The organism is Pseudomonas sp. Fl4BN1 (assembly GCF_009908285.1).
GTDB lineage: Bacteria > Pseudomonadota > Gammaproteobacteria > Pseudomonadales > Pseudomonadaceae > Aquipseudomonas.
This window is the reverse complement of the sequence record NZ_JAAARM010000030.1, coordinates 46,923-73,060: the sequence shown is the minus strand read 5'-3', so window position 1 is coordinate 73,060 and position 26,138 is coordinate 46,923. Positions and strand designations below refer to the sequence as shown.

General features: G+C 62.9%; 24 protein-coding genes. 10 read left to right on the top strand and 14 right to left on the bottom strand.

What is annotated here, in order from left to right; genetic code table 11:
• The first annotated feature begins 16 nt into the window (after positions 1-16).
• Together GV818_RS26185 and GV818_RS26180 are read left to right on the top strand one after the other, a co-directional pair.
• Positions 17-403 (top strand): hypothetical protein, encoded by a 387-nt coding sequence (locus tag GV818_RS26185; RefSeq protein ID WP_161777901.1) that lies wholly within the window; start codon positions 17-19, stop codon positions 401-403.
• A 46-nt stretch (positions 404-449) separates the two neighbouring features.
• Positions 450-995: a hypothetical protein gene (locus GV818_RS26180; RefSeq protein WP_161777900.1), complete on the top strand. Its 546-nt coding sequence runs from the start codon at positions 450-452 to the stop codon at positions 993-995.
• A 529-nt stretch (positions 996-1,524) separates the two neighbouring features.
• On the opposite strand, the gene GV818_RS34590 is transcribed toward GV818_RS26180, so the two are convergent.
• Positions 1,525-1,653, bottom strand: coding sequence for a hypothetical protein (locus GV818_RS34590; RefSeq protein WP_256679538.1), 129 nt, complete (start codon positions 1,651-1,653; stop codon positions 1,525-1,527).
• Positions 1,654-2,244: 591 nt separating this feature from the next.
• Between GV818_RS34590 and GV818_RS26170 the strand changes: the two genes are divergently transcribed.
• From GV818_RS26170 to GV818_RS26155, 4 genes are all read left to right on the top strand, one after another.
• Entirely contained in the window at positions 2,245-2,634 is a 390-nt protein-coding gene (locus tag GV818_RS26170; protein ID WP_161759374.1) for a RidA family protein, read from the top strand.
• A 164-nt stretch (positions 2,635-2,798) separates the two neighbouring features.
• A complete protein-coding gene (locus GV818_RS26165) occupies positions 2,799-3,563 on the top strand; it encodes an IclR family transcriptional regulator (RefSeq protein WP_161777899.1) in 765 nt (254 codons plus the stop codon).
• A 49-nt stretch (positions 3,564-3,612) separates the two neighbouring features.
• Positions 3,613-4,830, top strand: coding sequence for an amino acid deaminase (locus tag GV818_RS26160; protein ID WP_161777898.1), 1,218 nt, complete (start codon positions 3,613-3,615; stop codon positions 4,828-4,830).
• A gap of 112 nt (positions 4,831-4,942) precedes the next feature.
• Positions 4,943-5,851 (top strand): sugar kinase, encoded by a 909-nt coding sequence (locus GV818_RS26155; RefSeq protein ID WP_161759371.1) that lies wholly within the window; start codon positions 4,943-4,945, stop codon positions 5,849-5,851.
• A gap of 41 nt (positions 5,852-5,892) precedes the next feature.
• Here GV818_RS26155 and GV818_RS26150 read toward each other — a convergent pair whose 3' ends face one another.
• The 12 genes from GV818_RS26150 to GV818_RS26095 all read right to left on the bottom strand — a co-directional run bounded on the left by GV818_RS26150 (position 5,893) and on the right by GV818_RS26095 (position 22,799).
• On the bottom strand, positions 5,893-6,168 hold the full coding sequence (locus GV818_RS26150) for a peptidylprolyl isomerase (protein WP_161759370.1): 276 nt from the start codon (positions 6,166-6,168) through the stop codon (positions 5,893-5,895).
• A 39-nt stretch (positions 6,169-6,207) separates the two neighbouring features.
• The gene (locus tag GV818_RS26145) at positions 6,208-8,760 is read right to left on the bottom strand and encodes a PAS domain-containing hybrid sensor histidine kinase/response regulator (protein ID WP_161759369.1); all 2,553 of its coding nucleotides are present in this window, start codon (positions 8,758-8,760) and stop codon (positions 6,208-6,210) included.
• A gap of 472 nt (positions 8,761-9,232) precedes the next feature.
• Complete coding sequence (locus GV818_RS26140; protein WP_161777897.1) at positions 9,233-11,188, bottom strand: acetoacetate--CoA ligase; 1,956 nt, start codon at positions 11,186-11,188, stop codon at positions 9,233-9,235.
• Positions 11,189-11,313: 125 nt separating this feature from the next.
• Positions 11,314-12,087, bottom strand: coding sequence for a 3-hydroxybutyrate dehydrogenase (locus GV818_RS26135; RefSeq protein WP_161777896.1), 774 nt, complete (start codon positions 12,085-12,087; stop codon positions 11,314-11,316).
• A gap of 7 nt (positions 12,088-12,094) precedes the next feature.
• Positions 12,095-13,486 carry a GntP family permease gene (locus GV818_RS26130; protein ID WP_161777895.1) on the bottom strand — a complete coding sequence of 464 codons (1,392 nt, stop codon included), beginning with the start codon at positions 13,484-13,486 and terminating at the stop codon, positions 12,095-12,097.
• A 286-nt stretch (positions 13,487-13,772) separates the two neighbouring features.
• Positions 13,773-15,191 (bottom strand): sigma-54 interaction domain-containing protein, encoded by a 1,419-nt coding sequence (locus GV818_RS26125; RefSeq protein WP_161777894.1) that lies wholly within the window; start codon positions 15,189-15,191, stop codon positions 13,773-13,775.
• A 344-nt stretch (positions 15,192-15,535) separates the two neighbouring features.
• Positions 15,536-17,110, bottom strand: coding sequence for an ABC transporter ATP-binding protein (locus GV818_RS26120; protein WP_161777893.1), 1,575 nt, complete (start codon positions 17,108-17,110; stop codon positions 15,536-15,538).
• Between the two features lie 14 nt (positions 17,111-17,124).
• Positions 17,125-18,147 (bottom strand): ABC transporter permease, encoded by a 1,023-nt coding sequence (locus tag GV818_RS26115; RefSeq protein WP_161759363.1) that lies wholly within the window; start codon positions 18,145-18,147, stop codon positions 17,125-17,127.
• Entirely contained in the window at positions 18,147-19,211 is a 1,065-nt protein-coding gene (locus GV818_RS26110) for a microcin C ABC transporter permease YejB (protein WP_161777892.1), read from the bottom strand. Before GV818_RS26110 ends, GV818_RS26115 begins: the two co-directional genes overlap by 1 nt.
• Positions 19,211-21,073: an extracellular solute-binding protein gene (locus GV818_RS26105; RefSeq protein WP_161777891.1), complete on the bottom strand. Its 1,863-nt coding sequence runs from the start codon at positions 21,071-21,073 to the stop codon at positions 19,211-19,213. The genes GV818_RS26110 and GV818_RS26105 overlap by 1 nt, the downstream gene beginning before the upstream one ends.
• 136 nt (positions 21,074-21,209) lie before the next feature.
• The gene (locus GV818_RS26100) at positions 21,210-21,491 is read right to left on the bottom strand and encodes a peptidylprolyl isomerase (protein ID WP_161759360.1); all 282 of its coding nucleotides are present in this window, start codon (positions 21,489-21,491) and stop codon (positions 21,210-21,212) included.
• A gap of 216 nt (positions 21,492-21,707) precedes the next feature.
• Positions 21,708-22,799, bottom strand: a complete 1,092-nt coding sequence (locus tag GV818_RS26095; protein WP_161759359.1) for a 3-deoxy-7-phosphoheptulonate synthase — start codon at positions 22,797-22,799, stop codon at positions 21,708-21,710.
• A gap of 638 nt (positions 22,800-23,437) precedes the next feature.
• Between GV818_RS26095 and GV818_RS26090 the strand changes: the two genes are divergently transcribed.
• Together GV818_RS26090 and GV818_RS26085 are read left to right on the top strand one after the other, a co-directional pair.
• A complete protein-coding gene (locus tag GV818_RS26090) occupies positions 23,438-24,193 on the top strand; it encodes a carbon-nitrogen hydrolase family protein (protein WP_161777890.1) in 756 nt (251 codons plus the stop codon).
• Positions 24,193-24,654 carry a GNAT family N-acetyltransferase gene (locus GV818_RS26085; RefSeq protein WP_161759357.1) on the top strand — a complete coding sequence of 154 codons (462 nt, stop codon included), beginning with the start codon at positions 24,193-24,195 and terminating at the stop codon, positions 24,652-24,654. Before GV818_RS26090 ends, GV818_RS26085 begins: the two co-directional genes overlap by 1 nt.
• 18 nt (positions 24,655-24,672) lie before the next feature.
• Here the strand turns inward: GV818_RS26085 and GV818_RS26080 are convergent, their stop codons facing one another.
• Complete coding sequence (locus GV818_RS26080) at positions 24,673-24,903, bottom strand: DNA-binding protein (protein ID WP_161777889.1); 231 nt, start codon at positions 24,901-24,903, stop codon at positions 24,673-24,675.
• Between the two features lie 81 nt (positions 24,904-24,984).
• Between GV818_RS26080 and GV818_RS26075 the strand changes: the two genes are divergently transcribed.
• Together GV818_RS26075 and gacA are read left to right on the top strand one after the other, a co-directional pair.
• A complete protein-coding gene (locus GV818_RS26075) occupies positions 24,985-25,350 on the top strand; it encodes a helix-turn-helix domain-containing protein (RefSeq protein ID WP_161759355.1) in 366 nt (121 codons plus the stop codon).
• A gap of 145 nt (positions 25,351-25,495) precedes the next feature.
• A complete protein-coding gene (gene gacA, locus GV818_RS26070; protein WP_011061841.1) occupies positions 25,496-26,137 on the top strand; it encodes a response regulator transcription factor GacA in 642 nt (213 codons plus the stop codon).
• The last annotated feature ends 1 nt before the right edge of the window (position 26,138 follow it).

Here is a 26,138-nt window from a genome sequence, read left to right as displayed (position 1 = left end):
TCCTCATGGCTAAGCGATGTCTTGGGTTGAAGCGATGCGTTCAAAGATGGTCTCGGTGGTAGGCATGAGCGCTCGCTTCAAGTCGGCTGTACTGGTCGTGGGCGCGCTGATTTCGGATTTGCCGTTCAGGGTACTGGCCGATACATTGTCGCCCCCCCCCCGGCCATCGTTCGCTGGTAATGGGGGGCGTTCAAGTCGTCTATGGAAGGGATGTCATCAGATCGTGAAACTGCTTAAAAAAGCTATTTGGTTTGTCTTGTGTATTGCCTCTGGTTTAACCATGGGCGCTGGCATTTATCAGTTCATGCTGCCTAAAGGTGATCCGGGCCTGGCGTTGATGCTGGTCGTGATTGCTTTTCTCTCCGGCTATTATCTGCGGCCGCAAAAGCCCAGGGCGCGGTAGCCACCATGGTGATTGCCTGTTTGCGGCCAAAGTCGGGTGCTCAATCATGAATCAAGATGAAAGTCTGAAGCACGATGCTGTAGCGCCATTTACAGGTGCCAGCCAGTGCTTCGTCGACAAGCAACCCCTTGTCGAACTACTTGCCGTGCTTGCTGAATGTGGCGAGCTGGTGTCCAGCTTCTTCAAGCCAGCCCCCTCAATCAAGGCGTGGGATGAGAGGCTGCGACTGACCGAGTTTCTGGAGCGTTTCAGCAACCTCGCCAGGTCGACGGCTATTGGGCAGGTTGAGCGTGAGTTCGGGCCCTTTTCCATACTGAATCGATATGAGTTCGAGGGCTCGTTGCTGGCGGTGGTGCTTCGGGGCGGCTGTCACCAGTCCACCCGTGGATTGTCCCTGGTCAATGCCCGGAAGGTGGTGTTCGACGCTCTGGATGCTGTGTTTCCGGCGCCGTTTTCCGAGCTTGTGGTGTACCGGTTCGATAGCCCCGATTGGTGTGAGTTAACCAGGGATTCGACGATTTCTTCTGCCTATGTTGCCTGCCAGGGGGCTCGGAATCTTTGGTGGGTGTTGTGCGTTGCTGATGTTGATTGATGCCTTGTGGGCGCCAGGCTTTTTATGTAGGAGCTGGCTTGCCAGCGAAGGCGGTATTGAGGGCGCCGGTGGATTTGGCGGTAGGTATTGGGTGCTGCGGTGTCATCCAGTCGTCTGCCATGACCACAACCTCTGTGGCGAGGGAGCTTGCTCCCGGTCGAACGGTCGGCGTTCCGGCGCGCAGCGGGCGTAAAACCAGAGTCCTCGATTTACTGGGTGTACATATCCGTTGCTGCGGGTGTGGCCACTTATGGTTTCGCTCTTACAGCGAGTCACTTTGGGGCCCCAAAGTAACCAAAGGCTTCTGCCCCTCCACTCGGTGCCTCGCCTAGGCTCGGCATTTCCTCACTCCGGCATTGATCCGTGGGCCGCCGCCCCAGGCCATCCATGGCCTGGGGCGGCTAACCCGGCATCCCTGCCGGGTTACCCACGGCTCAATACCTGCGTTCGGCCATCGTGGTTAAGGGGGCAGGAAGATCAAAAGCCAAGGCAAAGAAAAGCCAAGCAGAACCATGGCTGTGTCTTGGGGTTACTGCGCCGGCAGTTGCAGTGCTTGTTGTTCCGCTACCTGCAATACATCGCAGCCGTCCTGCAACAACAGGGTCGCCACGCTGGAGAAACGCTTCAGGTCGAGGTGGTCGGCGTTGCGGCTGGTCATGTTGCAGACGCTGTCCAGCATGTCCCGGGCAGCGCGGATGCGCAGGCGGCGTAGCTCAACAGATCAAGCAAGGGGGCTTGAGGGTTGATAAAGGCGACGGGGTGGTCGCTGGTGAAGGACGTGAAGGGTTGAAGATCGATAGCAGTGACGCTCCATGAAGGAGAATTCAGGTTTGCTCATGGAGATTCGGACGGCCAAATCCGCTCGCAGATTGCCGCGACGCAACGGAATGTTGGAGGTGTTGAGCATAGTCATCAGCCAATTGAGCGTGCTTTCCGCAAATACTGAAATGCCTGACATGGGGCGACGACTTTTTCTAATACTTGCTCATTCCTTGTTTCCGGAAAGTTTGCCATCCCCTCTGTTATCTCCTTTGTTCTCCATGGCACACTCTTGTACGGTTTCCGCTATTTAACACTTAATTCCGCTATAGCGGATTTTTTGAGGGCGGAGTTTCTTTGTTTAAAGCCTGCGTGTTTTCCAGACCATTGTTGGTTTCTGCGGCGGTACCGCTCAGAAGCGGATGGCGAGCTGGATAGCGCTCTCGCGCATGGCCCCTAGATGGCCAACCTTCAACCAGGAGAACCTCTCATGAGCATCACCCGTTACGGCGCCGGCAGCACCGCAGGCGGTGGCCAGCCGCGTCCTTTCGCCCGCGCCGTCGAGGCCGATGGCTGGCTGCATGTGTCCGGCCAGGTTCCGGCGCTGGATGGCGAGATCATTCACGGCGGCATCGTGGAGCAGACGCACCAGACGATGCGCAATCTACTGGCCATTCTCGAAGAGGCCGGCTACGGCCTGGAGGATGTGGTGCGGGTCGGCGTGTGGCTGGAAGACCCGCGGGATTTCTGGAGTTTCAACAAGGTGTTCGGCGAGTATTTCAAGCCCGAACACGCGCCGGCCCGGGCCTGTGTGCAGGCCAGCATGATGGTGGACTGCAAGGTCGAGATCGATTGTGTGGCCTACAAGAAGAAGCCTTGATGGGGCGACCTGCCGGACTTGTCCCGGCTGTTTTGTGTAGGAGCTGGCTTGCCAGCGAAGGCGGCCGTGAGGGCGGCACAAGGCTTGAGGGCCTCTTCGCCGGCAAGCCGATTCCTACAGGTGGGGTGTTGGCCGTTGTCAGCTTTTTCGGGAAGACCAGATAGATGAGTGAAGACACCATCAAGCGGCGGGCCAAGGGCCTGGATCGGGCGTTCGATATTCTCGATTTCCTCAAGGAGATCGGCCAGCCGTTGCGGCCCAATGATATTGCCAAGGGCATTGGCAGTCCCAAGTCCACGGTCTATGAACTGGTGGCTTCCCTGCTGGAGCGACGGGTTCTGGAACCGGTGGGCAAGGACGGGCATGTGTACCTGGGCCGCCAGCTGTATTTTCTCGGGCAGGCCCATTTGCGCCATTTCGACCTGACCCGCGAGGCCGATCAAGCGTTGCAGGAAATCGTCAGCCAGACCCACGAAACCGCGCAGATGTGCCTGCTCAATGGGCGCAAATACACCGTGGCGCTGATGAAGGAGGGCGAGCGGCATTTCCGCATTTCCTCGGACATTGGCGAGAACGCACCGATCCCCTGGACCGCTTCCGGGCGGCTGTTGCTGGGGCATTTGAGCGATGAGCAGATTGCCCGGTTGATCGATGATCGGGATTTCGTGTTGCCCGATGGCCAGCGTCTGCCCCTTGAGACGTTTCTGAAGGAAATCCGTCAGGCCACCGAGGACGGCTTCTTTTCCTTCGACAGCGTGGCGGACACCTTTACCCATTGCTTCGCCGCCCCGGTACGGGATGAGCGCGGGGTGTGCATTTGTACCCTGTGTATCGTCGCGCCGCGGGTCGATGCGCAGAACAATTATCAGAAATACCGCCGGGTGCTGATCGACAGTGCCAGCCGCTTGGCTCGGCGGATCAACGACTAAGGGTTGTACCTCGCGGCTGTGCGCAGTCGCCTTGATAAGGAGTGCCAAGATGTCTCGCGTTTCGAATCTGCCCCTGGTGGAAAAGGGCGCCGCTTACAACGGTGCGAACTTGCTTAAAGACGTCAGCCTGCCAGCCCTGGTGCTGCATCGTGAGGCCCTGGAACACAACATCCGCTGGATGCAGAAGTTCGTCAGTGACAGCGGCGCCGAGCTGGCGCCTCACGGCAAGACCAGCATGATGCCAGGGCTGTTTCAGCGGCAGCTGGAGGCGGGGGCTTGGGGCATTACCCTGGCCACGGCGGTGCAGACGCGCGCCGCCTATGCCCACGGTGTGCGGCGGGTGTTGATGGCCAATCAGCTGGTAGGGGCGCCGAACATGGCGTTGATCGCCGAGCTGTTGGTGGATGCGGATTTCGATTTCTATTGCATGGTCGATCATCCGGACAACGTCGCTGACCTGGGGGCGTTTTTCGCTCAGCGCGGGGTAACGCTCAAGGTGATGATCGAGTACGGCGTGGTCGGTGGTCGTTGCGGCTGTCGCAGCGAGCAGGAGGTGCTGGCCCTGGCCAAGGCGATCCAGGCGCAGCCAGCCTTGGCGCTGTGTGGCATCGAGGGTTATGAAGGGGTGATCCATGGCGATCAGGCCATCGACGGTATTCGTCGCTTCGCTGCTTCCCTGGTACGTCTGGCGGTGGACTTGCACAACGATGGGGGGTTCGCCATCGAGCGGCCGATCATCACCGCCTCGGGCTCGGCCTGGTATGACCTGATTGCCGAGTCCTTCGAGACTCATAACGCCAAGGGCCGCTTCCTCAGTGTGTTGCGCCCGGGCAGTTATGTGGCGCATGACCATGGCATCTATAAAGAAGCCCAGTGCTGCGTGCTGGATCGACGCCGTGATCTTGTGGAAGGCCTACGTCCGGCGGTGGAAGTCTGGGCCCATGTGCAGTCGCTGCCGGAATCGGGTTTTGCGGTGCTGGCCCTGGGCAAGCGCGATGTCGCCTATGACGCCGGGCTGCCGCTGCCGCTGCGCCGCTACCGGCCCGATGCAACCGGCACTCAGGGTGATGACGTGAGGGCCTGCACGGTGACAGCGGTGATGGATCAGCACGCCTTCATGAGTGTGGCGCCAGGGGTGGAGCTGCGCGTCGGCGACATCATCTCTTTCGGCACTTCGCACCCGTGCCTGACCTTCGACAAGTGGCGTACCGGCCTGTTGGTGGATGAGCATTTGCAGGTAGTCGAGAGCCTGCAAACCTGCTTCTAGTCGAGCCTTCGGGCGGTGTTCTGTTGGCTGGCGAAGGCGATCTCACCGACGCTTTCGCTGGCCGGACAGCGGCTACCCGGTTCGCGGTACGCCGAGTTTAGAGGTCAAGGATATGAGCCAGAAAAAACGCATTGCCTGCATCGGCGAATGCATGATCGAGTTGCAACAGCATCACGATGGCAGTCTGCAGCAGAGCTTTGGCGGCGATACCCTGAATACCGCAGTGTATCTGTCGCGGGAAATGGGCGAGCGGGCGCAGGTGGATTACGTCACCGCCCTGGGCTACGACAGTTTCAGTGATGCCATGTGCCAGAGCTGGGCGGCCGAGGGCATCGGCCTGGATTTGGTCCAGCGCTTGCCGGGGCGCCTGCCGGGGCTGTATTGCATCCAGACGGATGCCCGTGGCGAGCGGCGCTTTCTCTACTGGCGCAATGAAGCGGCGGTGCGCGATTGCTTTACCACCCTGGCCGCCGGGCCGATTCTTCAAGCGTTGCAGCGCTACGACGTGCTGTATTTCAGCGGCATCACCCTGGCGGTGTTGGGGGAAACGGGGCGCAAGAAGTTGCTGGAGACGCTGATCGAGGCCCGCCAGCGTCAGGCGCTGATCGTTTTCGACAACAATTACCGGCCGCGCTTGTGGGCTTCGGTGGAGCAGGCCCGGGCGGCTTATCGCGAAGTGCTGCCGCAGGTGGATCTGGCGTTGTTGACCCTGGAGGACGAGCAGGCACTGTTTGCCTACGATGACGCCGATGCTGTATTCGCGGCCTATCGCGGTACACCGGAAGTGGTGCTCAAGCGCGGCGCTGAGTCCTGCCTGATTCGCGGTGCAGGCAGTGCCTTCGAGGTGCCCGCGCAGCGGGTGGAGCAGGTGGTGGACACCACGGCCGCGGGGGACTCGTTCAGTGCGGCCTACCTGGCGAGTCGTTTGCAAGGTGGCAATCCGCAGCAGGCGGCCCAGGCCGGGCATCGACTGGCGAGTCGGGTGATCCAGCATCCCGGGGCGTTGATTCCCAGAGAGTGACGGGGCGCGGCGCTCGCCAACCAGCGCCTGCCGGGAGGACCTCAGTCGCGGTAGAACACCTGCACCAAGTGGTAGCCGAACTTGCTCTTGATCGGGCCGTGCACGGTGCGCAGGGGCTTTTTGAAGATCACCTGGTCGATGGCGCCGACCATCTGTCCCGGGCGCACTTCACCCAGGTCGCCGCCGCGCTTGGCGGACGGGCAGGTGGAGTATTTCTTCGCCAGCACGTCGAAGGCTTCGCCTTTGGCGATGCGCTGCTTGAGCTGTTCGGCCTCTTCGGCGGTTTTCACCAGGATGTGGCGGGCTTGGGCTTTCATGGGCAGGTGACCTGGTAGCGGGTAATCGGCGGCCGCGGATTATGCCTGAATGGGTGGCTCGCGGCCGATCATCTGACGAATTTTCTGCGCCAGGTCTTCAATCGAAAATGGCTTGGCCATCAGGTCCATGCCCGGCTCCAGGAAACCTTGGCGCTCGGCGGCCTTTTCCGCATAACCGGTCATGAACAGCACCTTGAGTCCGGGGCGGTGCTGGCGGGCGATCTCCGCCAGCTGCCGGCCGTTCATGCCCGGCAGGCCGACATCGGTCACCAGCAGGTCGACGCGCATCGGTGATTCCAGCAAGGGCAGGGCGCTGCGGGCGTCCTCGGCCTCGAAGGCGCGGTAGCCCAGCTCGCTCAGCACATTGAGCACCAGCATGCGCACCGCCGGGTCGTCCTCGACCACTACCACGGTTTCCCCGGCAATGGCCTGGGGCGCCTGGTTGGCGCTGGCGGCAGCGGGGGGTTCCGGCGCAGCGGCGTACAGCCGTGGCAGGTACAGGCGCACGCTGGTGCCCTGGTCCGGTTCGCTGCTGATGGTCACGTGGCCGCCGGACTGCTGGGCAAAACCGTAGATCATCGACAGCCCCAGGCCAGTGCCTTGGCCGATGGGCTTGGTGGTGAAGAACGGGTCGAAGGCCTTGGCCAGGATCCGCGGGCTCATGCCGGCGCCGTTGTCACTGACGCCGAGCATCACGTAGTCGCCGGCCTTGACCGGTTCCAGGGTGCTGATGTCGCTGCCGTCGAGGTAGCTGTTGGCGGTCTCGATCAATAGCTGGCCGCCATCGGGCATGGCGTCGCGGGCGTTGATCACCAGGTTGAGCAGGGCGTTTTCCAGTTGGCTGGCATCGGTGTTCACCGGCCATACGCCGTCCGCCAGTTGCATGCGCAATTGGATGTGCTCGCCCTTGGTGTGGCTGAACAGTTCCTGCAGCGATTGCACCAGCTGATTGGGGTCCAGGGGCCGGCGGTCCAGCGACTGGCGGCGGGAGAAGGCCAGCAGGCGATGGGTCAGCGCCGCGGCGCGCTTGGCCGAGGACATGGCGGCCTCGGTGAAGCGGCCGATCTCGTCGCCGCGACCGTTGTCGATGTAGCGCTGCATCAGGTCCAGGCTGCCGATGATCCCGGTGAGCATGTTGTTGAAGTCGTGGGCTATGCCACCGGTGAGCTGGCCCACGGCCTCCATCTTCTGCGCGTGGCGCAGGGCCTCCTCGGCACGCTCGCGTTCGAACATCTCGCTCTGCAGGCGCTGGTTGACGGTGGCCAGCGCCTCGGTGCGCTGGTTGACCCGTTCTTCCAGGGTTTCATTGAGGTAGCGCAGGGCTTCCTCGGTCTGTTTGCGCTCGGTTTCATCGATGACGAAGATGTAGAAACCGTTGATTGCGCCATCGCCGCCGTAGCGTGGCAGGTACTTCATCAGCGCGTAGCGCGGGCGACCGTCGCGGTGCGGCGAATTGGCCTCGAAGCTGCACGGCTTGCCGGTCAGGGCGGCAGCGATGTTCTCGGCACGGGTGGCGTAGATCTCGTCGCCCAGCACTTCGCGAATGGTCTTGCCGTACAGCTCTTGCGGGGTCAGGCCGTACCAGTCGAGGTAGGCGCTGTTGTTCAGGCGAAAGCGTTCGTCGCGGTCGACGTAGCCGATCAGCACCGGCATGGCGTTGATGATCAGTTGCAGCTCGGTCTGGCTCTGACGCAGTGCCTGTTCCATCTGCTTGCGTTCGGTGAGGTCCAGGGCTGCGCCGAGAAACCGCGTCGGCCGGCCGTGATGGTCCTTGTAGCAGCGGCCTCGGGCGAACACCCAGCGCAGTTGCCCGTCGGCCAGTTGCAGGCGGTACTCCTCGGCGTACTCGGTGCCGTGGGTGATGCAGTGCTTGATGCCCCGGGCGACCATGCCGCGATCCTCCGGGTGCACGCCTTTGAGGTACTCGCTGATGGGCAGTTGCCGCGCTTGCTGCGGGTCGACGCTGTGCAACTGGGCGAAGTGCGCGTCGGCGATAAAGCGGTCCTCGCCGATGTCCCAGTCCCAGGTGCCGACTGCGTCGGTGGCGGCCAGCGCCAACTGCAGGCGCTCCTCGGTTTCGTGCTGGGCTCGCAAGCTGTCGTCGGAGCGCTGCTTGAGCTCCAGAGCGATGCGCCGACGCTCGTTGGTTTCGATGGCCGTCACCAGGATTCCGGCCACGACGCCGCGTTCATCGCGGATCGGGCTGTAGGTCAGGTCCAGCCACAGGTCGTACTCGCTGCCGTTGCTGCGTTGCAGGATAAAGCGTCGTTCGCTGAAGGTGCGCACCTGGCCATTGAGCACCGCGCTGTAGATCGGGTCGGTGAAGTCCCTGAGTTCCGGCCAGATGTGGTGCGCCGGCTGGCCGAAGGCGCCGGGGTGCTTGTTGCCCGCCAGCAGGGCGAAACCGTCGTTGTAGATCTGGGTCAGCTCCGGCCCCCAGAGCAACAGCATCGGCATCGGCGAATGGATCACGATATCCACCGCAGTGCGCAGGCTCTGGGGCCAGTGATCGGCGGCGCCCAGGGGTGTGGCGCACCAGTCCAGGCGGGCAATCAGGGTGGCGGCTTCGCTGCCTGGGTGGGGGGCATTCATGTCGAAGGTGTCCTGGGTGGAGCAGTCGTGCGCGGCGAGGCGTCAGGCTCGCTCACTCGAAAAGTCGCATGGACATGCGGTGCATATTCAAACGGATGGATTGTCGGGGGTTCGGCTGGGTTATTTTCACCTGCTTTTGCGGCAGATGACCAGTCTAGAGGGGCTGAACGGTAATCCGCGAGCATCGACCCAGCTCCAGGCGCCGATTGGCCAGCGAACAGGACCGGGCCTTGGAGACCCCTTCGCCGGCAAGCCGGCTCCTACGGCAGGAGAAGGGGCTTTGGCTTGTAGGAGCTGGCTTGCCAGCGAAGAGGTCCCTGGCTGGTGCTCCGGCTTGGATGACCCCTTCGCCGGCAAGCCGGCTCCTACGGTAGGGGAAGGGGCTTTGGCTGTGTAGGAGCTGGCTTGCCAGCGAAGAGGCCCTTGGCTGGTGCTCCGGCCTGGATGACTCCTTCGCCGGCAAGGGGTGGGGTCAGCTGCGCAATTCCTCGCGGTGGCGAAACTGCTCCAGGGCCTCGGGGTTGGCCAGGGCGTCGGTATTTTTCACTGGCAGGCCATGCACCACGTTGCGCACCGCCAGTTCGACGATCTTGCCGCTGATGGTCCGGGGTATGTCCGTCACCGCAAGGATCTTCGCCGGCACATGGCGCGGGGTGGTGTTGGCTCGGATCACCTGGCGGATGCGCTCCTGCAAGGCGTCGTCGAGCAGCACGCCGTCCTGCAGACGCACGAACAGCACCACCCGCACGTCATGCTCCCAGCTCTGGCCGATGGCCAGGCTTTCCACCACCTGTTCCAGCTTTTCCACCTGGCGGTAGATTTCAGCGGTGCCGATGCGCACGCCACCCGGATTGAGCACTGCGTCCGAACGCCCGTGAATCAGCCAGCCGCCATGGGGCAGTTGCTCGGCGTAGTCGCCCTGGGCCCAGACCCCGGGAAACAGGCTGAAGTAGGACGCCCGCAGTTTGCTCTGGTCCGCGTCGTTCCACAGACCCACGGGAATGCTCGGAAAGTGCCGAGTACAGACCAGTTCGCCTTTCTCGCCGATCACTGGCTGACCCTGGTCGTTCCACACTTCGATGGCCATGCCCAGGCCCTTGCCCTGCATCTCGCCACGGCGCACCGGCTGCACCGGGTTGCCGGCGACGAAGCAGGCAACGATATCGGTGCCACCGGACATCGAGGCCAGGCACAGGTCGCTCTTGATCTCGCGGTAGACGTAGTCGTAGCTCTGCGGCGACAGCGGCGAGCCGGTGCAGAGCAGGGTCTTGAGGCTGCCCAGACGGTGACTGTGGCGCGGCCGGCTGCCGGCCTTTTCCAGGGCCGCCAGGTATTTGGGGCTGGTGCCGAAGACGCTGATGCCTTCGCTATCGATCAGGTCGATCAGCTGTTCGTTGGCTGGGTGGAAGGGCGAGCCGTCGTAGAGCACCAGGCTGGCGCCGGTGGCCAGGGCCGAAACCAGCCAGTTCCACATCATCCAGCCGCAGGTGGTGTAGTAGAACAACCGCTCGCCGGGCCCCAGGTCAGCGTTCAGGCCGTGTTCCTTGAGGTGCTGCAGCAGCACCCCGCCAGTGCCGTGGACAATGCACTTGGGCACCCCGGTGGTGCCGCTGGAATAGAGGATGTACAGCGGGTGGGCGAAGGGCAGCGGGACGAATTCGGGCTCGCCGCCTGGACGGTAGAAGGCGTCCCACAGGCTGACGCTGGCCGGGGTCCGGTAGTCCTCGATCCGCGCCTGCGGGCGGGCGTAGGGCACGATGAGCAACTGCTCCAGGCATGGCAGGCGCTCAAGGATTTCGTTGATCTTGGCTGTCTGGTCGATGTCCTTGCCGGCGTAGCGATAGCCGGCGCAGGTGATCAGTACCTTGGGTTCGATCTGGCCGAAGCGCTCGATCACCCCCTGGGTGCCGAAGTCCGGCGAGCAACTGGACCACACCGCCCCAAGGCTGCTGCTGGCGAGCATGCCCACCAGGGTTTGCCAGGTGTTGGGCATGCAGGCGGCCACCCGATCGCCGAGGCCAACCCCGGCATCGCGCAGGCTGCGCTGCAGGCCGGCCACCTGGGCCGCCAGTTCGGCGTAGCTCAGTTGTTCACGCTGGCCGTTCTCGTTGAGCGCCACCACCGCGATGCTGTCATCCCGGCGCTTGAGCAGGTGCTCGGCGAAGTTCAGGGTGGCGCCGGGAAACCACTGGGCGCTGGGCATCTGCGGGCCTTCGCGGAGCACGCATTCGGCGCTCTGGTGGAAGCTGACGTCGAAGAAGTCGACGATCGCCTGCCAGAAGCTTTCGCGCTGGTCGATGCTCCACTGGTGCAGGCCGGGGTAGTCGCTGATGTCCAGACCGTGGCGCTGATTGATGAAGCGCCGAAAGGCGTCGATGCGCGTCTTGCCGATGCGTTCGGCGCTGGGTTGCCAGAGAATGTCGGACATGCAAGGCCTCGTGTTCTTATTGTTTTTCCGGGTCGGGCTTTTCGCTGCCAAGCCCGCTCCTGCAAGGCGGTGATGAGCCGTGTAGGAGCCGGCTAGCCGGCGAAGGCATCAGCCTGGGCGTCGAGTCATTGTGCCAGCCAGCCACCATCGATATTCCACGCCGCGCCGCGCACCTGGGCGCCCGCGTCACTGCACAAAAATAGCACCAGTTCCCCCAGCTGCGACGGGGTGACGAACTCCAGGGACGGCTGTTTTTCCGCCAGCAGATCGTGCTGCGCCTGCTGGGGATCGGTGCCGGCGGCGATGCGGTCGTCGATCTGCTTCTGCACCAGCGGGGTCAGCACCCAGCCCGGGCAGATGGCATTGCAGGTGACGTTGCTGGTGGCGGTTTCCAGGCCCACCACCTTGGTCAGGCCTATCACCCCGTGCTTGGCCGCCACATAGGCGGCCTTGCCCACCGAACCCACCTGGCCGTGCACCGAGGCGATGTTGACGATCCGCCCCCAGCCCCTGGTGCGCATTCCCGGCAGCCCCAGGCGGGTGCTGTGGAACACCGACGACAGGTTGATGGCGATGATCGAGTCCCAGCGCTCCACGGGGAATTCCTCCACCGCGGCCACGTGCTGGATGCCGGCGTTGTTCACCAGGATATCGACGCCGCCAAAATCCCGTTCGGCGTAGGCAAACATTTCGGCGATCTGCGCCGGGTCGCTGACATCCGCCGGGTGGTGGCCGACCTGGCCGCCGAACTGCCGGACCTCGGTGATCGCCTTCGAGGCGTCGCCAAAACCGTTGAGGATCAGCTTGGCTCCAGCCTTGGCCAGCACCAGGGCGATGCCCAGGCCAATGCCGCTGGTGGAGCCGGTGACCAGTGCGGTCTTGCCCTTAAGAGTGGTCATGAATACCTCACACAATGCCGGTGGCGTAGAAAGTGGCGATGACGACAAACACCGCCAGGGTCTTGATCAGGGTAATGCAGAAAATGTCCTTGTAGGCTTCGCGGTGGGTCAGCCCGGTGACCGCCAGCAGGGTGATCACCGCGCCGTTGTGGGGCAGGGTGTCCATGCCGCCGCTGGCCATGGCGGCCACCCGGTGCAGCACTTCCAGAGGGATGTTGGCGGCGTGGGCGGCGTTGATGAAGCTGTCGGACATCGCTGCCAGGGCGATGCTCATGCCCCCCGAGGCCGAGCCGGTGATGCCCGCCAGCAGGGTCACGGTAATGGCTTCGTTGACCAGTGGGTTGGGGATGCTTTTCAGCCAGTCGGCCAACACCAGGAAACCCGGCAGGGAGGCAATCACCGCGCCGAAACCGTATTCCGAAGCGGTGTTCATGGCCGCCAGCAGGGCGCCGCTGACCGCGCTCTTGCTGCCTTCGGCGAGCTTGCTGCGGATCGCCGAGAAGCCGCACACCAGCACCATCAGGATGCCCAGCAGTAATGCGGCCTGCACTGCCCAGATGGCGGTGAGCTTGGCGATCTCGGTGGTCACAGGCTGCGTCATGCCCGGCAGGCTGAGGCTGTGGGTCTTGCCGTACCACTGGGGAATCCAGTGGGTGAACAGCAGGTTCATCACCCCCACCAGCAACAGCGGCGAGAGGGCGACCCAGGGGTTGGGCAGTTGCAGGTCTTCGGCGGTTTCCGGCTCGTTGCGCAGCTCGGTGCCGTAGCCTTCGCCGGCCTTCTGCGCCTTGTTGCGCTGGCGCTGGAGGAACAGCATGCCGGCGCAGAACACGAAGATGGTGCCGATCACCCCCAGCCAGGGCGCGGCCCAGGCGGTGGTGTTGAAGAAAGTGCTGGGGATGATGTTCTGGATCTGCGGAGTGCCGGGCAGGGCGTCCATGGTGAAAGAGAACGCACCGAGGGCGATGGTCGCCGGAATCAACCGCTTGGGAATATTGCTTTGGCGGAACATCTCGGCGGCGAACGGGTAGACCGCGAACACCACCACGAACAGCGACACGCCGCCGTAGGTCAGCAGGGCGCAGACCAGCACGATCACCAGCATCGCCTGGCGGGTGCCGAGCAGCTTGATCGCCGCGGCGACGATGGAGCGCGAGAAACCCGACAGTTCGATCAGCTTGCCGAACACCGCGCCGAGCAGGAACACCGGGAAGTACAGCTTGATGAAACCGACCATTTTCTCCATGAACACCCCGGTAAAGGCGGGCGCTACGGCGGAGGGATCGGTGAGCAGCACCGCGCCGAGGGCGGCGATGGGGGCAAACAGGATAACGCTGTAGCCACGGTAGGCAGCCAGCATCAGCAGCGCCAGGGCTGCCAAGGCAATGATCACACTCATGGTGTGTCTCTCCAGGATTGTTATTGTTGTCGGGTGTTGCGTGTGGAGAGGCTTGTAGCGAGAACTGTGCCATCTGTGTAACTAATTGAAATATATGAATATTTTTATTTTTCTAGGGACGGACCGGAGTTGATTGTCTCTGTTTTGAGATTTTTTTGGGTTGGCCGGCCTCTTCGCTGGCAAGCCAGCTCCTACAGAGATCGTTCAGCCCACCGTAGGAGCTGGCTTGCCAGCGAAAAGCGCGCAGCGCGATCGGCAAGTTCTCCAAATGGAGATTTATGTCTCTTTATTGAGACTCTGCAAGCCCCAGCGCTGCCATCTTCTTGTATAGGGTGGAGCGGCCCAGCCCCAGGAGCCGGGCCGCTTCGTCTACCTTGCCGGCACATTGGGCCAGGGTGGTGTGGATCAGTTGCCGATCGAATCGCTCTCGGGCCGCGGCGAAGGTTTCCTGGTCCGGTGACTCGGTCGGCAGCGGGGCTTCATTACGCTGCAGCGGGCTGAAGCTGCCGATGGCCGCGCGAATATCCGCAGCCCCGAGCACCAGGTCATCGCTGAGCAGCGCCGCGCGCTCCAGCACGTTGCGCAATTCGCGGATATTGCCCGGCCAGGCATGCTGGGCCAGCAGGGCCAGTGCCTGCGGGTCCAGCTCATGCTGGCTGCGCAGCTCTTCGAGAATCCCCTCGCTCAGGGCCGGCAGGTCGTCCAGGCGTTCGCGCAACGCCGGCACCTGGATCGGCAGCACGTTCAGCCGGTAGTACAGGTCGGCGCGAAATTCGCCGTGCTTGATCGCCGCCTCAAGGTCGGTGGAGGTGGCGGCGATGATCCGCACATCGCTGTGGATCACCTCGTTGGAGCCCACCGGTTCGAACTCTTTTTCCTGCAGTACCCGCAGCAGCTTGCTCTGCAGGGGCAGCGGCATGTCGCCGATTTCATCGAGGAACAGGCTGCCGCCCTGGGCGATCTGCAACTTGCCCGGGCGCCCCTTGCGGTCGGCGCCAGTAAAGGCGCCGGGGGCGGTGCCGAAGAATTCGGCCTCCAGCAAGGCCTCGGGAATTGCCGCGCTGTTGATGCTGACAAAGGGCTTGTGGGCCCGTGGCGACGCGGCGTGGATGGCCTGGGCCAGCAGCTCCTTGCCGGTGCCGGTTTCGCCTTGCAGCAATATCGGCGATTCGGCGCTGGCCCCGCGCCGGGCACGGCGCTTGACCTCCAGGCTGGCGGCGCTGGTGCCGATGAAGTGGGCGAAGTTGTACTTGGTCTGCCGGGCCTGCAGCAAGGAGCGGGTGGAGGCCAGTTCTTCCTGCATGCTCAGGTAGCGCTTGAGCATCGGCGACAGGCTGCGCAGCTCGTCGAACAAGGCAAAGCCGATGGCACCGATCACCGTGCCGGCGTCGTCGTGGATCGGCAGGCGCATCACCACCAGGGGTTCCTTGGGCGTGTCCTGCATGTCCAGGAGGATCGGCCGGCCGGTGCGCACCACTTCGCGCAGCAGGCTGCCGGGGATCACACTTTCGCAGGGCTTGCCGATGGCGAACTCGGCGGACTCCAGGCCAAAGCGCCGGGCATAACGCTGGTTCATCCAGACGATATTGGCGTCGCGGTCGACGATCACCGTGCCCTCGCTGGACTGCTCGATGATCTCGAACAGCGAGCGGATCGCCAGTTGGCGGACGCGCTGGTAATCCTTGAGGCTTTCGCTGTCGTTCATGCGGGCATCCTGAAAATGAGCGCCAGGGATTATGCCCGATTTGCAGGCGTCGGCTTGCCGGCGAATGGGGCCCTTGGATGGGGCGTCGCTCTTGCGGACGCCTTCGCTGGCAAGCCAGCTCCTACAGGTCGGGAGGTTGCCACGGATCTTGTAGGAGCCGGCTTGCCGGCGAATGGGCCCTTGGATGGGGCGCTGGTCTTGCGGACGCCTTCGCTGGCAAGCCAGCTCCTACAGGTCGGGAGGTTGCCACGGATCTTGTAGGAGCCGGCTTGCCGGCGAAGGGGCCTTTGGATGGGGCGCTGGTCTTGCGGACGCCTTCGCTGGCAAGCCAGCTCCTGCAGCAGTCAGCCGGGCTGGGCGGCGGCGAGCAGCTCCTGGGTGTAGGGGTGTTGCGGTGCGTCGAACACTTCATGGCTGGGGCCGCGCTCCACGACTTTGCCGTCCTTGATCACGATCATGTCGTGGGCCAACGCTCGCACCACAGCCAGGTCATGGCTGATGAACAGGTAGGTCAGGCCGTACTTTTCCTGCAGTTGACGCAGGAGCAGCACCACTTGTTTTTGCACGGTGCGGTCCAGGGCCGAGGTCGGTTCGTCCAGCAGGATCAGCGCCGGCTTGAGCACCAGGGCCCGGGCAATGGCGATGCGCTGGCGTTGGCCGCCGGAAAACTCGTGGGGGTAGCGATGGCGACTCTCCGGGTCCAGGTCAACTTCTTCCAGGGCGCGGACCACTTGTTCATCACACTGCCTGGCATCGTACTGGCTGTGTACTTCCAGGCCTTCGCTGATGATCTGCGCCACCGACATGCGTGGGCTGAGGCTGCCGAACGGGTCCTGGAACACCACCTGCATCTGCTTGCGCCAAGGCCGTAGCTGTTTCTGATCGAGGCCATCCAGGGCCTGGCCCTGGAAGCGGATGCCGCCCTGGGAATCCAGCAAGCGCAGGATCGCCTGGCCCAGGGTCGATTTGCCCGAGCCGGACTCGCCGACAATTCCCAGGGTCTTGCCTTGCTGCACGCTGAGGCTGATGCCGTCTACTGCCCGCAGATACTCCTTGCGCCGGAACAGGCCGCCGGCAATCTGGAATTGGACGCTGAGGTGGTCCACTTCCAGCACGGTTTTCCGGGTGTCGAGGCACAGGGGTTCGCCCTCGGGTTCGGCGTGCAGCAGCTCGCAGCTGTAGGGATGTTGCGGGGTGTTGAACAGGGTTTCGCAATCGGCCTGTTCGACGATCTCCCCGGCCTTCATCACGCACACCCGCTGGGCGATGCGCCGCACCAGGTTGAGGTCGTGGCTGATCAGCAGCAGCGACATGCCCAGGCGCTGTTGCAGGGACTTGAGCAGCAGCAGGATCTTGCGTTGCACCGTGACGTCGAGGGCGGTGGTCGGCTCGTCGGCGATCAGCAGTTCCGGCTCGCAGGCCAGGGCCATGGCGATCATCACCCGTTGGCGCTGGCCGCCGGAGAGTTGGTGCGGGTAGGCTTTGAGGCGTTCCCTGGGTTTTTGAATGCCAACCAGCTCCAGCAGTTCGAGGATCCGTGCCTGGGCTTCCTTGCCGCCCAGGCCACGGTGCAGCAGCAGGGTCTCGCCGATCTGCTTCTCGATGCTGTGCAGCGGATTGAGCGAGGTCATCGGCTCCTGGAAGATCATCGCGATGCGGTTGCCCCGCAGCTTCTGCAGGGTCGCGGCGTCGGCGCCGATCAGTTCCTGGCCGCGATAGCGCACGCTGCCGCTGCTGCTGCAGCCGGTCTGCGGCAGCAGTTGCAGGATCGAGTGGGCGGTCACCGACTTGCCCGAGCCGGACTCGCCCACCAGCGCCAGGCATTCGCCGGGGCGGATATCCAGGTTCAGGTTGCGGACTACGCGTTGCTCGCCGAAGGCCACGTCGAGCTGGCGGATTTCAATCAGGTTGTCGGTCATTGGTTCAATCCGCTTCACGATCGTGGGTCAAAGGCATCACGCAGCGCCTCGCCGATAAACACCAGCAACGAGAGAATCAGCGCCAGGGTGAAGAACGCCGTCAGTCCCAGCCAGGGTGCCTGCAGGTTCTGCTTGCCCTGGCCGATCAGTTCGCCCAGGGAGGCGCTGCCGGCGGGCATGCCGAAGCCGAGGAAGTCCAGGGCGGTGAGGGTCGAGATGGCGCCGGTGAGGATGAACGGCAGGTAGCTCAGGGTCGCGTTCATGGCGTTGGGCAGGATGTGCCGCAGGATGATCTTGCGGTCGGTCAGGCCCAGGGCCCGGGCGGCCTTGACGTATTCCAGGTTGCGCCCGCGCAGGAACTCGGCACGCACCACGTCCACCAGGGCGAGCCAGGAGAACAGTGCCATGATTCCCAGCAGCCACCAGAAGTTCGGTTCGACGAACCCCGAGAGAATGATCAGCAGGTATAGCACCGGCAGCCCCGACCAGACCTCCAGCAGGCGCTGGCCGAGGAGGTCGATCCAGCCGCCGTAGTAGCCTTGCAGGGCGCCGGCGGCGATGCCGATCAGGGCGCTGATGGCGGTCAGCGCCAGGGCAAACAGGATCGATACCCGGGCACCGTAGATCACTCGCGCCAGTACATCCCGGGCCTGGTCGTCGGTGCCCAGCCAATTGACGGTGCTCGGCGGGCTGGGGGCGGGTTGGCTGAGGTCGTAGTTGGGCGTGTCCTCACTGAAGGGCACCGGTGGGAACAGCAGCCAGCCACCGTCCTTGCGGATCAGTTGCTGCACGTAGTCGCTGCGGTAGTCGGCCTGGAATGGCAGCTGGCCGCCGAATTCCTGCTCGGTGTAGCGCTTGAACACCGGGAAATACAGCGAGCCCTGGTAGCTGACCACCAGCGGTTTGTCGTTGGCGATCAGCTCGCCGCCGAGGGTGAGGATGAACAGGCCGATGAACAGCCACAGCGACCACCAGCCACGGCGGTTTTTCTTGAAACGCTCGAAGCGTCGGCGCGCCAGGGGAGAAAGCGTGAACATCAGACGTTCCTCGCGGCGAAGTCGATACGCGGGTCGACCAGGGTGTAGCACAGGTCGCCGATGAGTTTTATCAAGAGGCCGAACAGGGTGAAGATGAACAGCGAGCCAAACACCACCGGGTAGTCACGGGACACGGCGGCCTCGTAGCTCATGCGGCCCAGGCCATCGAGGGAGAAGATCACCTCGATCAGCAGCGAGCCGGCGAAGAACACACTGATGAAGGCCTGGGGAATCCCCGACACCACCAGCAGCATGGCGTTGCGGAATACGTGGCCATACAGCACCCGGCGTTCGCTCAGGCCCTTGGCCCGGGCGGTGACCACGTACTGGCGGGTGATCTCGTTGAGGAAGGAGTTCTTGGTGAGGATGGTCAGGGTAGCGAAGCCGCCGATCACCAGCGAGGTCACCGGCAGCACCAGGTGCCAGAAGTAGTCGGCGATCTTGCCCAGGGTGCTCAGTTGCTCGAAGTTGTCCGAGACCAGCCCGCGCACCGGGAACCAGTTCAGCGAGGTGCCACCGGCGAACAGCACGATCAGGAACATGGCGAACAGGAACGCCGGCATGGCGTAGCCGATGATGATCGCGGTGCTGCTCCAGATGTCGAAGTGGCTGCCGTGGTGCACCGCCTTGCGAATGCCCAGGGGGATCGACACCAGGTAGGTGATCAGGGTCGCCCAGAGGCCGAGGGAGATGGTCACCGGCATCTTTTCCAGGATCAGGTCGGTGACCGTGGCGCCGCGAAAGAAGCTCTTGCCGAAGTCCAGCCGGGCGTAGTTCTTGAGCATCAGCCATAGGCGTTCGTGGGCCGGTTTGTCGAAGCCGTATTGTTTCTCGATGTCCTCGATCAGCTTGGGATCCAGGCCGCGGCTGGCCCGGGAGCCGCTGCTGCTCATGACGTCGGCGGAACCGCCGACACTGCCACCGCCGCCGATGCCTTGCAGGCGAGCGATGGCCTGTTCCACCGGCCCGCCGGGGGCGGCCTGGACGATGACGAAATTCACCAGGAGGATGATCAACAGGGTCGGAATGATCAGCAGCAGGCGCCGCAGAATATAGGCCAGCATCAGTGGCGTCCTCCGGGTTTGCCACGGCGGATCTGCTCGGCGGCCATTTGTTCATCGGTCAGCGCAGTGCTGCTGACTTCCCACCAACTCTCGATGGCTTCATCGTTGCTTGCGGGCACCTTGGGGATGCCGAAGCGGTTCCACCATACGGTGGAGGTGCCCGGCGGGTAGTAGTTGGCGATCCAGTAGTAGTTCCACTGCAGCACTCGGTCCAGGGCGTGGGCATAGCGCAGCATCTCCGGTTGGCTGGTGGCTTTCACCAGGCCGTTGACCAGGGTGTCCACCGCCGGGTTCTTCAGCACCATGTAGTTGTTGGAGCCGGGGTCGTTGGCCGCGGCCGAGCCGAAGTAGTTGTACAGCTCCATGCCGGGCGAGGTGGTCACCGGGTAGCCGGTGACGATCATGTCGTAGTCCCTGGCCATCAGGCGGTTGACGTATTGCGAAGAGTCGATGCGGCGGATGTTCAGGCTGATGCCGATCTGCGCCAGGTTGCGCTTGTAGGGCAGCAACAGGCGTTCGATGGAGCTTTGGGTGATCAGGAAGGTGAAGCTCAGCGGCTCGCCCTGGGCATTCACCAGCTTATCGCCTTCGGCTTTCCAGCCCGCCTGTTCCAGCAGGGCCAGGGCTTGCAGCTGCTTGTCGCGAATATTGCCGCTGCCATCGGTCTTGGGGGCTTCGAAGACCTGGGTGAAGACTTCGTCGGGGATCTGCCCGCGCAGAGGTTCGAGGATCTTCAGCTCATCGGCGTCCGGCAGGCTGCGGGCCGCCAGCGAGGTGTTGGAGAAGAAGCTCTGCTGGCGGATGTACAGGTCGCGCATCATCTGCCGGTTGCTCCATTCGAAATCCCAGAGCATGGCCAGGGCCTGGCGCACCCGGCGGTCCTGGAACACCGGCCGGTCGAGGTTGAACACGTAGCCCTGGGCCGGCTGCGGCGCCGACTGGGCCAGGTGGGCCTTTTGCAGGCGGCCATCGCTCAGGGCCGGACTGCTGTAGCCGATGGAGTAGCCGGTGGCGGAAAATTCACGGTTGTAGTCGTAGGCGCCGCCGCGCAGCACCTGGCGGGCGACGTCGATGTCACCGAAGTACTCGACGCTGAAATGATCGAAGTTGTACAGGCCACGGCTTACTGGCAGGTCCTTGCCCCACCAGTCGGGGTTGCGGGCGAAAGTGATGCTGTTGCCCGAGTCGACCTTGCTTACCCGGTACGGCCCGCTGCCCAGGGGCGCTTCATAGCCGCCGCCATTGGCAAAGTCGCGACTCTTCCACCAGTGTTCGGGGAACACCGGCAGGGTCGCGATATCCAGGGGCAGGGTGCGGTTTTCATTGTTCTTGAAGTCGAAGCGCACCACCCGTGGCGATTCCACGGTGACGCCTTTGACGTCCTCGAACTGGGTGCGGTAGCGCATGCTGCCCTGGGTCATCAGCAGCTCGTAGCTGTAGCGTACGTCTTCGGCGGTGATCGGCGTGTTATCGGCAAAGCGAGCCTTGGGGTTGAGGTAGAAGCGCAGCCACAGGCCGTCTTCGGCGCGCTCCATCTTCTCGGCCACCAGGCCGTAGACGGTGTAGGGCTCGTCCAGGGAACGCAGGGCCAGGGGCGAATAGACCATGCCGTCGAGCTGGGACACGCCGATGCCTTTGTCGATATAGGGCAGCACATGGTCAAAGCGGCCGATCTCGATCGCCGAGCGGCGCAGGGTCCCGCCTTTCGGGGCCTGGGGGTTGACGTAGTCGAAGTGGCTGAAGCCCTGGGTGTACTTGGCCGGTTCGCCGTAGACGGTCATGGCGTGCTGCGGTGCGGCCTGGGTACTTGCGGCGCCCAGCAACAGGGCGGTGAGAAGCGCGGAGGAGGAAAGCAGTCGCATTGTCAGCCTTAGGAGCCGGGTGATCGATGACCACGATTTGTACGCTAGCGGCGCGTTGCTGGCCAGCCGCATCCTGTGTCACAAGCACAACGGCCCACCAGAAGGCGGGCCGTTGGCTGGAAAAATCGCGAGCGGATCAGTCCTGGCGGCTGGTGACTTCCAGCAGGTGATAACCGAATTGGGTCTTCACCGGACCTTGTACGACGTTGATCGGGGCGCTGAACACCACGGTGTCGAATTCCTTGACCATCTGGCCCGGGCCAAAGGAGCCTAGGTTGCCGCCGTCACGGCTGGACGGGCAGGTGGAGTTCTTTTTCGCGACTTCGGCGAAGTCGGCGCCGGCTTCGATCTCGGATTTGAGTTCGTTGCACTTGGCTTCGCTGGCAACCAGGATGTGACGGGCAGTGGCTTTGGCCATGGGTGTTGCTCCTTTCAAGAAAGTTGAGAGCCTACCGGATTCAGGTGGCTATTTCTTCTCAAAGTTCCTTCAAACCATTGCCGCCGGGCGGTTGCGGGGGGGATGGGTGGTGATAGTCCCGTAGGAGCCGGCTTGCCGGCGAAGAGGTCCTTGGAGGAGACGGTGCTCTTGAGGACGCCTTCGCTGGCAAGCCAGCTCCTACGGGGGCGCTGGTGCTCAGGCGGGGACGGCTGCGGCCTTGTGCGCGCGCTGCAGTTGCTGGGCGGCATTGCGCAACAGTTGCTCGGTGGCGTCCCAGCCCAGGCAACCGTCGGTCACCGATACGCCGTAGCGCAGGTTGGCGCTCAGGGGTTGGCAGCCTTCGAACAAGTGGCTCTCCAGCATTACCCCCATCAATGAGCGATCGCCCTGTAGGCGCTGTTCCAGCACCTCGTTGAATACCGCCGGCTGGCGCAGTGGGTCCTTGCCGCTGTTGGCGTGGCTGCAATCCACCATGATCCGCGCTGGAATCTTCAGCTTCTGCAGGTCGTGCTGGACCTGGGCCACGCTCTGGCGGTCGTAGTTCGGCCCGCGATGGCCGCCGCGCAGCACCAGATGGGTATCGGGGTTGCCCGGAGTCTGGATGATCGCCGGATGGCCTTGGCTGTCGACGCCGAAGTGGCGGTGCGGATGGCTCGCCGAGCGCATGGCATCGCAAGCGATGGCGACGCCGCCGTCGGTGCCGTTCTTGAAACCCACGGGCATCTCCAGGCCGCTGGCCATTTCGCGATGGATCTGCGATTCGGTGGTGCGCGCGCCGATGGCGACCCAGCTCAGCAGGTCATCGAAGTAGCCGGCGGCCATGGGCTGCAGCAGTTCGGTGGCAATCGGCAGGCCCAGGCGCAGCATTTCGCGCATCAGTTCGCGGGACAGGCTCAGGCCGCCGGCCATGTCGTCGCTGCCGTCCAGGTGCGGGTCATAGGCCAGGCCTTTCCAGCCGACAGTGGTGCGAGGTTTTTCCACGTAGGCGCGCATCACCAAGAGCATCTGGTCGCTCACTTGGCTGGCCAGGCGGGCCAGGTTGGCGGCGTATTCCAGGGCGGATTGCGGATCGTGGATGGAGCAGGGGCCGACCACCACCAGCAGGCGCTGGTCTTGACCTTCGAGAATGGCACGCACCGCTTGGCGGTGGGCAGCGACTTGCTGGCTCAGGGCCAGGGATAGCGGCAGTTGCTGCTTGAGCTCCAATGAGCTGGGCAGGCGCTGGGTCAGGGTTTCATTGGCACTGACGTGGGTGGACAGGGGCAGAGCGGATACGGACGAGTTCATGTTCGGTCTTCCTGGGCGGGCGGCGGGGTTTGTCCCGCTCGCGGCCCTACTGGGGTGTTCGACAATTGGCCGTACTGGCCATAAGTGTGCAATTGCCACCGGTAGGTGACCGATCGGAGGCGGCAGGCTGTCCCGAACGGAGGCTGCTAAATCGCCAGGCGGAAAACATGTCGTAGCGGTAATAGGTGGCGTAGTTCATGGGGCAATCCTCAATAAGTTCGGTGTGTCGCTGAAAGTCGTGGTTAAAAACGTCGAGCCTGAAAAAACAAAACCCCCGGTCGGGAAGCCGACCGGGGGTTGAGAAATCTCTGGTAGGCGACCCGTTTACATGGGCGCCGGTTGGGTATCAGGCGCGCCAGTGGCTAAACCAATACCCAAAATAAAAGTTGACCGGAGCGCAGGTGCCGTTGACCCAGGCAGCCGCAACCGAACGCAGTGCGCTGGCGGTGTGGCGATGCAAGGAAAGGGTCTGGGACAACATGTGGTTTCTCCGTGAAGTGGGGCGAGCTTACTAGAGGCTGGGGCCGTGATTCAATCAGTAATTGCTATGGGCATTGGTATGAGGGGCTATGGATTAAGTCACGAAGGGATTTATGCCACACTCGCCGCTCCCTCAGATTGTCCCGCCAGGAATGTCCATGACCATGCTGACCCTTGCTGCTGCCCAATCGGTGTCCGTCGCTGGTGACCTGCCGGCCAACCTGGATCGCCATCGGCGCTTGATGCAGCTGGCGGCGCAGCAGGGGGTGCAGTTGCTGGTTTTTCCCGAGCTGTCGCTGACCGGCTACGAGCCGCAACTGGCCGCTGACTTGGCGCTGGCGCCGGATTCACTGGCGTTGCAGTCGCTGCGGGATCTGGCTCGGGAGCTGGGGCTGACGGCGGTGGTGGGAATGCCGATCCGCCTGTCTGCCGATGGGCCGGTGTTGGTCGGGGCGTTGGTGCTTGGTGCTGATGGCTCACTGGCGGTGTACAGCAAGCAGCACCTGCATGCGGGAGAGGAGCGGGCGTTTGCTCCAGGCACTGGCGGTGCGCCGTTGAGCCTGGGCGGTGAAACCGTAGCCTTGGCCGTCTGTGCGGATTTTTGTCATGCCAGCCATGTGCAATCGGCGGTGGACGCCGGTGCCGGGGTCTATGCCGCCGGGGTACTGATCAGTGAAGGCGGTTACGCCACCGACAGCGCATTGTTGCAAGGCTATGCCCGTGACCACGGGATTCTGGTGATGATAGCCAACCATGGTGGTCCCAGTGGTGGTTGGGCCTGTGCCGGGCGCAGTGCGGTCTGGGGCACGCAGGGTGAGCTGCTGGGCGCTGTGGAAGGTGTCGGCGAGGCGCTACTGATTGCCCGGCGCGATGCTGGGCGGTGGCAGGCCGAAGTGTTGGCGATCGTGGATTGATGAGCGCCTTTGAACTGCGTCCGGCGACTGACATGGACCTGGCGTTCGCCCGGGACCTGACCCGTTCCACCATGCTCGGCTATTACATTCGCAATGATTTGCTGTGGCAGGATCAAGCTTTTGATGTGGCCTGGGCTGGACGCGAGAACCTGCTGATCTGCCAGGGCGTCGAGGTGCTGGGTTTCGTCAGCCTGAGCCGGGATCTGCGGGCGCTTTATGTTCGCGAGCTGCATGTGCTGCAAGCGTGGCGCGGGCAGGGCGCCGGGGCCTGGACGTTGGAGCAGGTGCTGGAAATGGCGCGCCAGGAACGACGGGGTTTGTTGCGCCTGACTGTGTTCAAGGGCAACCCGGCGCAGCAACTGTACGAGCGGATGGGGCTGCAGGTGGTAGGCGAGGATGATTGCTTCTGGCGCATGGAGCGCTCATCGGCTTCAACTGCGAAAGACTGCGCCGACAACTGAGTGATGGGCCTGGTGCTCTTACAGCCGGGCTGGGTCCACTGGCGGGACCTGGTCCGGAATGATCCCGTCCTTCATCCCCAGCAATACTGCCACTTTGTGGGCTTCCCCCCGTTTGCCTTTCTTGCGGCCTGCCAGTACCTGATAGGTAGTGGCCGGATCAACTCCGTGTTCGCGTGCGAACTGTTGAACCGATTTACCTTGATGTTCCAGCCAGGCCTTGGCTTGTGCGGCAGTGCGGATACCGGGCATAGTTCAATACCGTTCAATTTTGTTCAATGCTTGAAGAGTATGACACCCCTAGGGGTGTATCTGACGGGATCATACATCCAAATGAGTGGAATCGGTTCGCGGTTGAGGCAGGAGCGAGAACGCCTTGGACTGTCGCAAAAAGTTTTTGGCGAAATCGGCGGCGTTGAAGCCAACGCCCAAGGTAAATATGAAAGTGGAGACCGTGCACCCAAGGCGGACTACCTGTCGCGGGTGGCGGCAAAAGACGTGGACGTGCTGTATGTGCTGACAGGCAGCCGCACGCCGATCCAGGTCGGCAAGCTGAGTCAGTCGGAGGCCAAGGTGCTCGACGGTTATCGGGCATTGTTCAAGGAGGACCAGGAGGCAATCTGTCGCCTGACCACCACCCTGGCCGAGTTGTCGCAGGGCCAGGGTGCACGGAAAAAGCCCCAGGCCGCTGAGTCCTGAGGCCGGGACACTTTCTACTAACAGGTCGGCAGCGTCTCTTATCGCTCGTCGATGAATTTTATATAGCGCTTCTGATTAGGTTTGTACGGTGCTTTTTTGCTAAGGTGTCCGGCAACCTTTAAAGACCATATCGCGAGGTGTCTGCTTGATTAGGGTGCTAGTAGTCGATGACCATGATCTCGTTCGTACGGGCATTACACGAATGTTGGCTGACATCGATGGCCTGCAAGTAGTCGGGCAGGCAGAGTCAGGGGAAGAATCCTTGCTCAAGGCGCGGGAGCTGAAGCCCGATGTGGTCCTGATGGACGTCAAGATGCCCGGGATCGGAGGTCTTGAAGCGACGCGCAAATTGCTGCGCAGCCATCCGGATATCAAAGTCGTCGCGGTGACTGTCTGCGAGGAAGATCCGTTTCCGACTCGCTTGCTGCAAGCAGGCGCGGCGGGCTACCTGACCAAGGGCGCCGGTCTCAATGAAATGGTCCAGGCCATTCGCCTGGTATTTGCCGGTCAGCGCTACATCAGCCCGCAGATCGCTCAGCAACTGGTATTCAAATCATTCCAGCCTTCCAGTGATTCGCCGTTCGACGCCTTGTCGGAACGGGAGATCCAGATTGCGTTGATGATTGTCGGCTGCCAGAAAGTGCAGATCATCTCCGACAAGCTGTGCCTGTCGCCCAAGACCGTGAACACCTACCGCTATCGTATTTTCGAGAAGCTTTCGATCAGCAGCGATGTCGAGTTGACGCTGTTGGCAGTTCGCCATGGCATGGTTGATGCCAGCCTCTGAA

Excerpts from the sequence above, each read along its gene's own strand:
- GV818_RS26135 (WP_161777896.1), bottom strand. The coding sequence starts at position 12,087 with ATGACCACTCTTAAGGGCAAGACCGCACTGGTCACCGGCTCCACCAGC.
- GV818_RS26160 (WP_161777898.1), top strand. The coding sequence starts at position 3,613 with ATGTCTCGCGTTTCGAATCTGCCCCTGGTGGAAAAGGGCGCCGCTTAC.
- GV818_RS26125 (WP_161777894.1), bottom strand. The coding sequence starts at position 15,191 with ATGAACGACAGCGAAAGCCTCAAGGATTACCAGCGCGTCCGCCAACTG.
- GV818_RS26075 (WP_161759355.1), top strand. The coding sequence starts at position 24,985 with ATGAGTGGAATCGGTTCGCGGTTGAGGCAGGAGCGAGAACGCCTTGGA.
- GV818_RS26090 (WP_161777890.1), top strand. The coding sequence starts at position 23,438 with ATGACCATGCTGACCCTTGCTGCTGCCCAATCGGTGTCCGTCGCTGGT.
- GV818_RS26185 (WP_161777901.1), top strand. The coding sequence starts at position 17 with ATGTCTTGGGTTGAAGCGATGCGTTCAAAGATGGTCTCGGTGGTAGGC.
- GV818_RS26085 (WP_161759357.1), top strand. The coding sequence starts at position 24,193 with ATGAGCGCCTTTGAACTGCGTCCGGCGACTGACATGGACCTGGCGTTC.
- GV818_RS26180 (WP_161777900.1), top strand. The coding sequence starts at position 450 with ATGAATCAAGATGAAAGTCTGAAGCACGATGCTGTAGCGCCATTTACA.
- GV818_RS26120 (WP_161777893.1), bottom strand. The coding sequence starts at position 17,110 with ATGACCGACAACCTGATTGAAATCCGCCAGCTCGACGTGGCCTTCGGC.
- GV818_RS26080 (WP_161777889.1), bottom strand. The coding sequence starts at position 24,903 with ATGCCCGGTATCCGCACTGCCGCACAAGCCAAGGCCTGGCTGGAACAT.
- GV818_RS26100 (WP_161759360.1), bottom strand. The coding sequence starts at position 21,491 with ATGGCCAAAGCCACTGCCCGTCACATCCTGGTTGCCAGCGAAGCCAAG.
- GV818_RS26140 (WP_161777897.1), bottom strand. The coding sequence starts at position 11,188 with ATGTCCGACATTCTCTGGCAACCCAGCGCCGAACGCATCGGCAAGACG.
- GV818_RS26145 (WP_161759369.1), bottom strand. The coding sequence starts at position 8,760 with ATGAATGCCCCCCACCCAGGCAGCGAAGCCGCCACCCTGATTGCCCGC.
- GV818_RS26105 (WP_161777891.1), bottom strand. The coding sequence starts at position 21,073 with ATGCGACTGCTTTCCTCCTCCGCGCTTCTCACCGCCCTGTTGCTGGGC.
- GV818_RS26115 (WP_161759363.1), bottom strand. The coding sequence starts at position 18,147 with ATGTTCACGCTTTCTCCCCTGGCGCGCCGACGCTTCGAGCGTTTCAAG.
- GV818_RS34590 (WP_256679538.1), bottom strand. The coding sequence starts at position 1,653 with ATGACCAGCCGCAACGCCGACCACCTCGACCTGAAGCGTTTCTCCAGC.
- GV818_RS26165 (WP_161777899.1), top strand. The coding sequence starts at position 2,799 with ATGAGTGAAGACACCATCAAGCGGCGGGCCAAGGGCCTGGATCGGGCG.
- GV818_RS26095 (WP_161759359.1), bottom strand. The coding sequence starts at position 22,799 with ATGAACTCGTCCGTATCCGCTCTGCCCCTGTCCACCCACGTCAGTGCC.
- GV818_RS26150 (WP_161759370.1), bottom strand. The coding sequence starts at position 6,168 with ATGAAAGCCCAAGCCCGCCACATCCTGGTGAAAACCGCCGAAGAGGCC.
- GV818_RS26110 (WP_161777892.1), bottom strand. The coding sequence starts at position 19,211 with ATGCTGGCCTATATTCTGCGGCGCCTGCTGCTGATCATTCCGACCCTG.
- GV818_RS26130 (WP_161777895.1), bottom strand. The coding sequence starts at position 13,486 with ATGAGTGTGATCATTGCCTTGGCAGCCCTGGCGCTGCTGATGCTGGCT.
- GV818_RS26155 (WP_161759371.1), top strand. The coding sequence starts at position 4,943 with ATGAGCCAGAAAAAACGCATTGCCTGCATCGGCGAATGCATGATCGAG.
- GV818_RS26170 (WP_161759374.1), top strand. The coding sequence starts at position 2,245 with ATGAGCATCACCCGTTACGGCGCCGGCAGCACCGCAGGCGGTGGCCAG.